The organism is Streptomyces sp. A3M-1-3, from assembly GCF_024213665.1.
Classification (GTDB): Bacteria; Actinomycetota; Actinomycetes; order Streptomycetales; family Streptomycetaceae; genus Streptomyces.
This window is the reverse complement of the sequence record NZ_JANAVP010000028.1, coordinates 84,063-94,850: the sequence shown is the minus strand read 5'-3', so window position 1 is coordinate 94,850 and position 10,788 is coordinate 84,063. Positions and strand designations below refer to the sequence as shown.

General features: G+C 71.0%; 11 protein-coding genes and 1 pseudogene. 7 read left to right on the top strand and 5 right to left on the bottom strand.

Translation table 11 applies throughout. The features are described 5' to 3' along the window. Window positions 1-90 precede the first annotated feature (90 nt). A complete protein-coding gene (locus NLX86_RS26940; protein ID WP_254374386.1) occupies window positions 91-606 on the bottom strand; it encodes a hypothetical protein in 516 nt (171 codons plus the stop codon). Between the two features lie 85 nt (window positions 607-691). On the opposite strand from NLX86_RS26940, the pseudogene NLX86_RS26935 reads away from it, so the two are divergent. Together NLX86_RS26935 and NLX86_RS26930 are read left to right on the top strand one after the other, a co-directional pair. After that, a pseudogene (locus tag NLX86_RS26935) lies at window positions 692-865 on the top strand (glyoxalase); the annotation flags it as partial. 121 nt (window positions 866-986) lie between these two features. After that, on the top strand, window positions 987-1,901 hold the full coding sequence (locus NLX86_RS26930) for a DMT family transporter (protein ID WP_254374392.1): 915 nt from the start codon (window positions 987-989) through the stop codon (window positions 1,899-1,901). On the opposite strand, the gene NLX86_RS26925 is transcribed toward NLX86_RS26930, so the two are convergent. Further along, window positions 1,861-2,976: a magnesium and cobalt transport protein CorA gene (locus tag NLX86_RS26925; protein WP_254374385.1), complete on the bottom strand. Its 1,116-nt coding sequence runs from the start codon at window positions 2,974-2,976 to the stop codon at window positions 1,861-1,863. The two genes, NLX86_RS26930 and NLX86_RS26925, sit on opposite strands and share 41 nt — an antisense overlap. A 491-nt stretch (window positions 2,977-3,467) precedes the next feature. Between NLX86_RS26925 and NLX86_RS26920 the strand changes: the two genes are divergently transcribed. The 4 genes from NLX86_RS26920 to NLX86_RS26905 all read left to right on the top strand — a co-directional run bounded on the left by NLX86_RS26920 (window position 3,468) and on the right by NLX86_RS26905 (window position 6,435). Next, on the top strand, window positions 3,468-4,052 hold the full coding sequence (locus NLX86_RS26920; RefSeq protein WP_254374384.1) for a suppressor of fused domain protein: 585 nt from the start codon (window positions 3,468-3,470) through the stop codon (window positions 4,050-4,052). A gap of 131 nt (window positions 4,053-4,183) precedes the next feature. Further along, window positions 4,184-4,822: a DUF6758 family protein gene (locus tag NLX86_RS26915; RefSeq protein WP_254374383.1), complete on the top strand. Its 639-nt coding sequence runs from the start codon at window positions 4,184-4,186 to the stop codon at window positions 4,820-4,822. Window positions 4,823-4,918: 96 nt separating this feature from the next. Continuing rightward, window positions 4,919-5,785, top strand: a complete 867-nt coding sequence (locus NLX86_RS26910) for a PHP domain-containing protein (RefSeq protein WP_254374382.1) — start codon at window positions 4,919-4,921, stop codon at window positions 5,783-5,785. Between the two features lie 44 nt (window positions 5,786-5,829). After that, window positions 5,830-6,435 carry a MarC family protein gene (locus NLX86_RS26905; protein ID WP_254374381.1) on the top strand — a complete coding sequence of 202 codons (606 nt, stop codon included), beginning with the start codon at window positions 5,830-5,832 and terminating at the stop codon, window positions 6,433-6,435. A 93-nt stretch (window positions 6,436-6,528) separates the two neighbouring features. Here NLX86_RS26905 and NLX86_RS26900 read toward each other — a convergent pair whose 3' ends face one another. Next, window positions 6,529-6,681: a hypothetical protein gene (locus NLX86_RS26900; protein WP_254374380.1), complete on the bottom strand. Its 153-nt coding sequence runs from the start codon at window positions 6,679-6,681 to the stop codon at window positions 6,529-6,531. 195 nt (window positions 6,682-6,876) lie between these two features. On the opposite strand from NLX86_RS26900, the gene NLX86_RS26895 reads away from it, so the two are divergent. Next, window positions 6,877-7,773: an NYN domain-containing protein gene (locus NLX86_RS26895; protein WP_254374379.1), complete on the top strand. Its 897-nt coding sequence runs from the start codon at window positions 6,877-6,879 to the stop codon at window positions 7,771-7,773. Here NLX86_RS26895 and NLX86_RS26890 read toward each other — a convergent pair. Both NLX86_RS26890 and NLX86_RS26885 read right to left on the bottom strand, forming a co-directional pair. Beyond that, window positions 7,764-8,636, bottom strand: coding sequence for an alpha/beta fold hydrolase (locus tag NLX86_RS26890; RefSeq protein WP_254374378.1), 873 nt, complete (start codon window positions 8,634-8,636; stop codon window positions 7,764-7,766). The genes NLX86_RS26895 and NLX86_RS26890 overlap by 10 nt on opposite strands. 427 nt (window positions 8,637-9,063) lie before the next feature. Next, window positions 9,064-10,653, bottom strand: coding sequence for a DEAD/DEAH box helicase (locus NLX86_RS26885; RefSeq protein ID WP_254374377.1), 1,590 nt, complete (start codon window positions 10,651-10,653; stop codon window positions 9,064-9,066). Window positions 10,654-10,788 lie beyond the last annotated feature (135 nt).

Here is a 10,788-nt window from a genome sequence, read left to right as displayed (position 1 = left end):
TCTGGACCAAGACAGCCGAGGAGATCCTCGACTCCCTCGCCCGTTTCTGCCGACGGATCTCCGGCGCAGGACACTAGGGGTTGTCCGGGGCTAGCTCTGCTTCTTCGGCTTGCGCTTGAACAGCAGCTTCGGCAGGCCGGCCGGGATGGGGCGGCGCGTTGTTGCGTCCGTCGGCAGTGGCGCGGCCGACAGTGGGCCCTGCGGCAGGTCGGTCCACGCGTCCTGCGGCTCCAGCCGCAGCACCCGGCACTCGCGGGCCCAGCGTTCGGTGACCTGCTCGGCGTCGGGTGCGTTGAGGCGCTTGCCCTTCAGCTCGGCCGCGGCCGCCTCCCATGCCTCCGACCCGGGGGCCAGCTCGACCACGGCCGCCCGCCAGGCGACGAGCCGCCCGCCCTTGTCCTTGCTGCGTACGGTGACCTCGGCGACCGAGCCGTCGGCGAGTCCCGGGAACGGCTGCTCGCCGGGGCCGTCGCCGACGATGTGCGCGGCGCCCTCGTGCCACACGTGCCACAGGGCACGGGCGGGCCCGGTGCCCTGCACCCAGATGAGGCCGGACTTCTTCGTGGCCTCCTCGACGAGGGCCTGATCGAGCAACGTCAACGTCATACGCCCACCTTAGGTCTCCCCACCACACGCACGGCCCCCCACCCACCCTGACCGCGAGGGCAGGGGCTGCGCCCAGCGGCCTCGGCGCGGCTCGGAGGAGCTGCCGGAAGGGTTCCGCGACCAGCACGCGGCCGGTCTGATCGTCGCCATCACCATGCCGCTGCGCGAAGAGCCGTGGGGAGAGCGGCTGTTCCAGGTCACGGATCCCAACGGGGTCGTCATCCAGTTCGTCGAGTGGGACGCGCCGGAATCCGTCTGAGAACGCTCGGCCGGCACGGCAGGTGTGGCGGGACGACAGTTTCGTAAACGGGGAACGCACCTTACTCTGGGGCGTGCCTTCCGCCACCGCCCCCACCGCCGCCACCGCCGCCCGCGCCGCCCTGCCCGTCCACGAGACGCCCGGCATACACAGCGCGCCCCGCATCGACTTCGTCCTGCTCGCCGTCGCCCTCGCCGGGGTGTCGCTCTCCGCGCCGCTGATCGCGGCCACCGCCGCCCCCGCCCTCGCGATCGCGTTCTGGCGCAACGCGATGGCGGTCGGCGCGCTGGCGCCCGTCGCGCTGGTCCGGCACCGGGCCGAGTTGCGCGGCATGGGCCGCCGCGCCGCGCTGCTCGCGGTCGCCGCCGGTCTGCTGCTCGCGCTGCACTTCGCCCTCTGGCTGCCGAGCCTGCGGATGACCTCCGTCGCCTCCTCCACCGCGCTGTGCACCACCACACCGATCTGGACGACGTTGCTGATGCGGATGCGCGGCCACCGGTCACCCGGCCTGGTCTGGGCCGGTACGGCCGTGGCGTTCGCCGGGGTGGTCATCCTGACCGGTGTCGACCTCACTCTCTCCCCGCGCGCGCTCGCGGGCGACGCACTCGCGCTGGGCGGTGGCATCGCGGCCGCCGGGTACGTCCTGCTCGGCGCAGAGGTGCGGCGCACGGTGAGCACCACCTCGTACACCCTGGTCTGCTATTCGACGACCGCCGTCGTACTGCTCGGCGCCTGCCTCGTCTCGGGCGCGGAACTCGGCGGCTACAGCGCGACGACCTGGGCACAGCTCGCCGCCCTGACCGTCGCCGCCCAGCTGATCGGCCACTCGCTGCTCAACCGCGTCGTCAGCACCCTCGGTCCGTCCATCACGTCCACCGCGATCCTGCTGGAGACGCCCGGCGCGGCTCTCATCGCCGCGCTCTGGCTGGGACAGGTGCCGCCGCTCGCCGCCTATCCTGCGCTGCTGGTGATCGTGGCCGGTCTCGCCCTGGTGATCAGAGCCAGCCGTTCCGGCGCAGCGCGCGGTGGATCGTGAAGCAGATGCCGACGATCGCGCCCATCACCAGCGGATAGCCGTACCGCCACCTCAGCTCCGGCATGTGGTCGAAGTTCATGCCGTACACACCGCAGATCATGGTCGGTACCGCGATGATGGCCGCCCAGGAGGTGATCTTGCGCATGTCCTCGTTCTGCGCGACCGTCGCCTGCGCCAGGTTCGCCTGGAGGATCGAGTTCAGCAGTTCGTCGAAGCCGACGACCTGCTCCTGCACCCGGGACAGGTGGTCGGCCACGTCGCGGAAGTACTTCTGGATGTCCGGGTCCACCAGCCGCATCGGCCGCTCGCTCAGCAGCTGCATCGGCCGCAGCAGCGGCGAGACGGCCCGCTTGAACTCCATGACCTCGCGCTTGAGCTGGTAGATCCGCCCGGCGTCGGTACCGCGCGGGCTGCCCTTCGCCGGCGGCGCGAAGACGGCGCTCTCGACCTCGTCGATGTCGTCCTGCACGGCCGCCGCCACCGCGATGTACCCGTCGACGACATGGTCGGCGATGGAGTGCAGCACGGCGGACGGCCCTTTGGCGAGCAGCTCGGGGTCTTCCTGAAGCCGGTGCCGCAGGGCACGCAACGACCCCTGGCCGCCGTGCCGCACGGTGATGACGAAGTCCCGGCCGGTGAAGCACATCACCTCGCCGGTCTCCACCACCTCGCTGGTGGCGGTGAGTTCGGCGTGGTCGACGTAGTGGATCGTCTTGAAGACGGTGAAGAGCGTGTCGTCGTACCGCTCCAGCTTGGGCCGCTGGTGCGCGTGCACCGCGTCCTCCACGGCCAGCGGGTGCAGCCCGAACTCCGCCGCGATACCCGCGAATTCGGCCTCCGTGGGCTCGTGCAACCCGATCCAGGCGAAGCCGCCCTCCTCGCGCACCTGAAGCATCGCCTCGTGCGGAGTGCGGCAGGAGTCCTCTTTCACCCGGCGGCCGTCGCGGTACACCGCGCAGTCGACGACCGCACTGGTCGCGGACGGGTCGCGGGTGGCGTCGTAACTGCTGTACGAGGTGCTGCTCTTGCGCAGCGACGGACGGACGGCTGCACGCAGGTCACGGATCATCGACATGGCGGGCTCCTTCACGGAGGGGCCGTCGGGCGACGCCGGCACTGCCCGGAATGGAGACGTACGGCGGCGCAGCCGGTACGTCAGCAAAGCGGGCGGCACCGCACGGTCGCGATGACGGCGTTCGCTACAGACACGGATCAGGCAAGACGAAGTGCTCTTCCGGCGTGCGATGTGCCATGAGTCCCATACGTTTTCAGTCGTCGCTGACTGGGTACGGGGGCTTCAGATCGCGAGGCAGCGTTCCCCAAGGCAGCGGCCCTCAAGAATGTGGTCCCCTGCGGAAGAGCGGCTAGTACTGCACGGTCGACTTCGATCCACCGCAGCCCCACCTCCTCCGGCCGGTCCCCCATGAGGGACGACGTCTGCCGGGGCTGGAAAGCATCGCTTCAGCGTGCTGCCCCGACCAGCGGCCAAGACTATCAGCCGACAGATGGTCAAGGCCCCTTTCTCTGATGTTCCGGCAGTTTCCATATGCCTTCTATGCTCGGGGCATGGGAGATGTTCTTGCTCTGGTCGAGGCCCGGCTGCGTACGGCCCTGGGCGAACCGGACGCGCGCGCCGCGATGACCTTTCTCGGTACCGACCGCATCGAGGTACTGCGCTTCGTCGACGGCGATGTGGTGCGCTACGCGACCCTCGGCATGTCCGCGCAGCCCATGACGGACCCCACGGCTGCGCTCGCCGATCCGGTGCGCGGTCCGCGCGCCGAGCTGGTGCTGTCGGTACGCACCGGCCGCGCCGACACGGACAAGGTGCTCCGCGCACTCGCCGTACTCGCCGCGTCTCCGCAGGTCGAGGGTGTGGTGGTGGCGCCCGGCGCCTCCCTGGACGTGGGCGAACAGCTCTGGCCGGCCGCGCCGTTCAGCTCGGTGCTGGTGGCCGAGCCGGGCGGCCTGGTCGAGGACGTGGAGCTGGACGAGCCGATGGAACCGGTCCGTTTTCTGCCGGTGCTCCCGATGACGGCGAACGAGGCGGCGTGGAAGCGGGTGCACGGGGCGGGGGCGCTCCAGGAGCGCTGGCTCGCGCGCGGCACGGACCTGCGGGACCCGCTGCGTGCGTCCGTACCGCTCGACTGACTCGAATCGACTGACCCGGCCGACTGAATCGAACGGGCGGACGGTGGCGGACCCTGAATCCGAACTGGAGTCGCCTCCGGACGGGTGATCGTCCTTGACGCGGCGTCGGCCGGGGAGGACCGTGGAGCCCTATGAGGGGCGAACCCAGTTGCCCGAAGTGCGGTGGCCGGGTCAGGGCGCCCGGTCTCTTTTCCGACTCCTGGCAGTGCGCTGTCCATGGCACGGTCCACCCGTTGCAGCCAGTGATCCCGCCCAGCGTCGAAGCCCTCGGCGTGGTGGTGCACCGGGCCAAGGTGCCGGTGTGGATGCCGTGGCCGCTGCCCGTCGGCTGGCTGTTCACCGGAGTTGTCTGCGCCGGCGACGACCGCAGCGGCGGGCGAGCCACCGCCGTCGCCTGCTCGGGCCCCGGCCCGCTCGGCGGCATGGGTGAACTGCTGCTGGTGGCCGAGGAGCTCGGAGTCGGACTCGGCGCGCGGTACGCCGGGATCGACGGCCCGGACCCCGGGGAGTACCTGAGCGTCGACAAACCGCCGGACGCCAAGGTCGTCGCCGCCGGCCGTCCCACCCCGCTCTGGCATGTCACCGGCACGCCTGAGGACCGTGCGGTCTTCGCGGGCGAGGCGCGCGGGCTGTGGCTGTGGGCGATCGTCTGGCCCGAGCAGTCGGGGCTGCTGCTGTACGACGAGCTGGTGCTCACCGACCTGCGCGATGCCGGGGCCGAGGTGGACCTGCTGCCGTGCGGCGCGCTGTCGCCTCGCATCCTGTCGTGACGCATCTGTCGTGACGAGCCGTCGTGGCGGAGGGGCCCGGGAGCGCGGTTATCCTGGAGTGTCCCCGGTCCGCGTCGAATCCCTGGAGCCTGTGCTGTGCGCATCGACCTGCACACCCACTCCACGGCTTCCGACGGTACGGACACCCCGGCCGAGCTGGTCCGTCACGCGGCCGCCGCCGGGCTCGACGTCGTCGCGCTGACCGACCACGACACGGTCGGCGGTCACGCGGAAGCGATCGCCGCCACCCCGGAAGGGCTCACCCTCGTCACGGGCGCCGAGCTCTCCTGCCGCGTGGACGGTGTGGGGCTGCACATGCTCGCGTACCTCTTCGACCCGGCCGAGCCTGAACTCGCCCGCGAGCGTGAGCTGGTACGGGACGACCGGGTGCCGCGCGCCCGGATCATGGTCGCCAAGCTCCAGGAGCTCGGCGTGCCCGTCACCTGGGAGCAGGTCGCCCGTATCGCGGGCGACGGCTCGGTCGGGCGGCCGCACATCGCCACCGCCCTGGTCGAGCTGGGGGTGGTGGAGACCGTCTCGGACGCCTTCACTCCGCAGTGGCTGGCCAACGGCGGCCGCGCGTACGCCGAGAAGCACGAGCTCGACCCCTTCGAGGCGATCCGCCTGGTCAAGGCGGCCGGCGGGGTCACCGTCTTCGCGCACCCGCTCGCCGTCAAGCGCGGGCAGGTCGTACCGGAGAGCGCGATGGCCGAGCTGGCCTCGGCGGGCCTCGACGGCATCGAGGTCGACCACATGGACCACGACGCGCCGGCGCGCGCCCGGCTGCGCGGCCTCGCCGCCGAGCTCGGCCTGCTGACCACCGGCTCCAGCGACTACCACGGCAGCCGCAAGACCTGCCGGCTCGGGGAGTACACCACCGACCCCGAGATCTACGGTGAGATCACGCGCCGCGCGACCGGCGCGTTCCCGGTACCCGGTACGGGCGGACGCCCCCGCCCGTAATCGCGTCCGTTCTGCTCGACTCCTCTTCCCGCAAGGCCATCACTGTGTTCGACGTTGCCGTTTTCGGATCCCTCTTTCTCACCCTTTTCGTGATTATGGACCCCCCTGGGATCACCCCGATCTTCCTCGCCCTGACCTCCGGGCGGCCTGCCAAGCTGCAGCGCAGGATGGCCTGGCAGGCGGTGGCCGTCGCGTTCGGCGTCATCACCGTCTTCGGCATCTGCGGGCAGCAGATCCTCGACTATCTGCATGTGTCCGTGCCCGCGCTGATGATCGCGGGTGGTCTGCTGCTCCTGCTCATCGCGCTCGACCTGCTGACCGGCAAGACCGACGAGCCGACCCAGACCAAGGACGTCAATGTCGCGCTCGTTCCGCTGGGCATGCCGCTGCTGGCCGGTCCCGGTGCGATCGTGTCGGTCATCCTCGCCGTACAGAAGGCGGACGGCTTCGGCGGCCGGCTCTCGGTCTGGGCGGCGATCGTGGCCATGCATGTCGTCCTGTGGCTGACCATGCGCTACTCGCTGGTGATCATCCGCGTGATCAAGGACGGCGGTGTGGTGCTGGTGACCCGGCTCGCGGGCATGATGCTCTCCGCGATCGCGGTCCAGCAGATCATCAACGGGCTCACCCAGGTGATCCAGGGCGCGTGAGTCGCGTGATGTGTCGCCTGATGTCCGCCCACCGACGCCAAAGCGCCCCCGTACGACGATGTACGGGGGCGCTGTCACATAAGCGGTTACGCGTTATGAGGCCGAGGAGACGGCCGGGCGGATATAGATGCGCTGGCCGATCGCGGCGGCGTGCTGCACCATCCGGTTGACGGAGGCGGCGTCTACGACGGTGCTGTCCACGGCGGTGCCGTCGACGTCGTCAAGGCGCATGATTTCGAAGCGCACAGGCTTCTCCCTTCGTCTGATCCTCCTGCTGGAGAACTGTCGGAGGGCGCACGGATTCGCACCCTCCATGTCCGTTTCAACGAGGTGCCCCGTGCAAACATTCCCTACGCTAAGGAAATTTTTAACCTGTCTAACTACTCGCTGGTAGTGGACGGCTTGTGTTCGCTCCGTGACGACCCGGACAATGGGGTCCGTATGAACGACATCAACGACGAGATCAGTGCCCGGCTCGAACGCACCAACGAGCTCCTCCTGCGGATGCTTGCGGAGGTGGCGAAGACCCCCTCCACGCACGCGATCTTCGTCGACGCCGGATACGTGTACGCGGCCGCAGGCCGGCTGGTGACCGGAACCGAGGACCGCAGATCCTTCGACCTCGACGCCGAGGGGATCATCGAGGCGTTCATCGACAAGGCCCGCACGATCTTCGCTGACAGCCGGCTGCTGCGCGTGTACTGGTACGACGGCGCCCGGCGCCGCATCCACACCGCCGAGCAGCAGTCCATCGCCGAGCTGCCCGACGTGAAGGTGCGGCTCGGCAACCTCAACGCCAACAACCAGCAGAAGGGCGTCGACTCGCTGATCCGGACGGACCTCGAATCGCTCGCCCGGCACCGCGCCATCAGTGACGCCGCGCTCGTCGGCGGCGACGAGGACCTCGTCTCGGCGGTCGAGGCGGCGCAGGGGTACGGGGCGCGCGTCCACCTGTGGGGCATCGAGGCGGCCGACGGCCGCAACCAGGCCGAGCCGCTGCTGTGGGAGGTCGACAGCAGCCGCACGTTCGACCTCGGCTTCTGCAAGCCGTACGTGACGCGGCGAACGGCCGCAACGTACGAGCCCGAGGGCCTGCCGCGCCCGTCGCGGGAGGACGTCCGCTTCGTCGGCGCGCAGATCGCCGCGACGTGGCTCGGGGAGCGGGGGCGCGCCTCGCTCGCGGACCTGCTGCCGGGGCATCCGTACCTGCCCGGATCGGTCGACCAGGAACTGCTCATAGAAGCGGAGACGCTGCTCCAGCACTCGCTGCGTGGCCACGCGGATCTGCGGCGGGCCCTGCGGGACGGCTTCTGGCAGCACCTGCAAGCTCAGTTCTGAGGGAACTGTGTCCAGAAATCGGCGAGCGCGGTGGCGGTTGCGGCGGGGCGCTCGGCGTTGGGGGAGTGTTCGGTGCCGTCGATCACGGTGCGTCGGGCGTCCAGGCGTACGGCCATGTCGTCCATCATGTGCACCGGCCAGGCGTAGTCGATCGCGCCCGAGAGCACGTGCTTCGGCATCGTGGGCGTCGCCGCGGCCAGCTCGGCCACCCGGTCGGGCTCGTTGATCAGCTGCCTGCCGGTGACGATGAGCTGTTCCGGGACGTTGCTGACGAAGCGCCGGTGCAGGAACTCCCGTACGGCGGGCGGGGTGGTGGCGTCGGCGGCGTCCTCGCGGTCGTGCTCCTGGATCGCCCGCCAGACCCCCTCCATGTCCAGCACGGTGAGGGCGTCGACGAGCAGCTTCGTGCGGGCCTGCTGTGACTCGGAGATGGCGGCGGGGCCGGAACTCATGAGCGTCAGCGAAGCGAAGCGCGCCGGGGCGCGGAGGGTGGCGGCGCGGGCGATGAGTCCGCCGAGTGAATGCCCCAGCAGATGCACGGGGCCGTCCCCGAGTGCGGCTGCCTGGGCCAGCACGTCCTGCGCCAACTCGCTTTGCTCGTAGGCGAGTTCGTCATGCGGGCCGCCGCTTTCGTGCTGGCCGCGGCCGTCGACGGCGACGGTCCGGAAGCCGGCCGCGGCGAGCGGTTCGAGCAGCCCGATGAAGTCCTCCTTGCTGCCGGTGAACCCGGGCACGAGCAGCGCGGTACCGCGAGGCTGCTTGGCGTCGGGGCGCGCGTCGTGCACGGCGAAGTCGCCGCGCCCGGTCCGGAGTCGGTACGCGCGGGCGCAGTCGGGCAGTACGAGGCTGGGCGGCTTACTCATGCGCCCACGCTAGCGGGACGAAAGGCCACGGCGGTACGGGAACGGGGGTACGGGGCCGCCCGCTGCGCGGGGCTTCCCCCACCCCGCCCCTTCCCGAAACCGGGGGCAGGCCCCCGGGCCCCCGTCGGCGCCTGCTTCGCGGCGCGGGGCAGAGTGGTGCCGGTTTCGCGGCACAGGCAGGGAGCCCGCGCCGCGAAGCGGGCAGGGGTGGCCGCTGCGCGGGGCTTCCCCCACCCCGCCCCTTCCCGAAACCGGGGGCAGGCCCCCGGCCCCCCGTCGGCGCCTGCTTCGCGGCGCGAGCCAGGGCCCCCGTCCCGGCGCCCGCTTCGCGGCGCGTGACGGAACCCGCCCGCTTCGCGGCGGGGGGGCGTGGGTAGGCCGATGGCCCGGTCCTCCTTTCGGGGGGCCGGGCCATCGGGGGGTTCGGTCAGCTTTCCGGGGTGGGTTCCGGTGCCGCGGTGCGGGTGCGGCGGCGGCGGGTCGGGGGCTTTGGCTCCGTGGTCTCCACCGCGGGCGGCGCCTCGGCCGTGGCCGCCGTCGAACGCGTGCGGCGGCGTGGTTTGGCCTCCGCCTCAGGGGCCACCGTCTCCTTGGTCACGGCGACCGCCTCGGCGGTGCCGTTCACGCGGGTGCGGCGGCGCCTGCGCGGGGTGCGCGGCTCATCGGTCGCGGTCGCGGTCTCCGACTCCGTGACCGGGGCCGGGTTCTCGCCGTCCAGCTCCGCACCGCCGCGGGTACGGCGGCGCTGGCGCGGGGTGCGGGTGCGCGCGGGGCGCTCCTCCGTAACGACCGGGGCGGACGCCGCGGACCGGCGGCCACGGCCGCCCGTCTCGCCGAGGTCCTCGACCTCCTCCGCGCGCAGACCCGCGCGGGTCCGCTCGGCGCGGGGCAGGATGCCCTTCGTGCCCGCGGGGATGTTCAGCAGCTCGTAGAGGTGCTCGGACGTGGAGTACGTCTCCTCCGGCTCGTCGAACGGCAGGTCCAGCGCCTTGTTGATCAGCTTCCAGCGCGGAATGTCGTCCCAGTCGACCAGGGTGATCGCGATGCCCTTGGCGCCCGCGCGGCCGGTGCGGCCGACGCGGTGGAGGTACGTCTTCTCGTCCTCCGGGGACTGGTAGTTGATCACGTGCGTAACGCCCTCGACGTCGATACCGCGAGCCGCTACATCGGTGCAGACGAGGACGTCCACCTTGCCGTTGCGGAAGGCGCGCAGCGCCTGCTCGCGGGCGCCCTGGCCGAGGTCACCGTGCACCGCGCCGGACGCGAAGCCGCGGCGCTCGAGCTGCTCGGCGATGTCCGCGGCCGTCCGCTTCGTACGGCAGAAGACCATCGCGAGCCCGCGGCCGTCGGCCTGCAGAATGCGCGAGACCATCTCCGGCTTGTCCATCGAGTGCGCGCGGAAGACGTGCTGCGTGATGTTCGCGACAGTCGCGCCCTCGTCGTCCGGCGAGGTGGCGCGGATGTGCGTGGGCTGCGACATGTACCGCCGGGCGAGCCCGATGACCGCACCCGGCATGGTCGCCGAGAACAGCATGGTCTGGCGCTTGGCCGGCAGCATGTTCATGATCTTCTCGACGTCGGGCAGGAAGCCCAGGTCGAGCATCTCGTCGGCCTCGTCGAGGACGAGCGCCTTGACGTGCGCCAGGCTGAGCTTCCTCTGGCCCGCGAGGTCCAGCAGGCGGCCCGGGGTGCCGACGATCACATCGACGCCCTTCTTGAGCGCCTCGACCTGCGGCTCGTACGCCCGGCCGCCATATATGGCGAGGACGCGGACGTTACGTACCTTGCCGGCGGTCAGCAGGTCGTTCGTGACCTGCTGGCACAGCTCGCGGGTGGGGACCACGACGAGCGCCTGCGGGGCGTCGGTCAGCTGCTCGGGCTTGGCCCGGCCCGCCTCGACGTCCGCGGGGACGGTGACGCGCTCCAGCAGCGGAAGACCGAAACCGAGCGTCTTGCCCGTTCCGGTCTTGGCCTGTCCGATGACATCGGAGCCGGAGAGTGCGACGGGGAGAGTCATCTCCTGGATGGGAAAGGGGGAAGTGATGCCGACGGCCTCAAGGGCTTCGGCGGTCTCGGGAAGAATCCCGAGGTCTCGGAACGTAGTCAGGGTGCTGCCTCTTCTGTGAGACGCGACGCGAGGCGGCGATGGGGG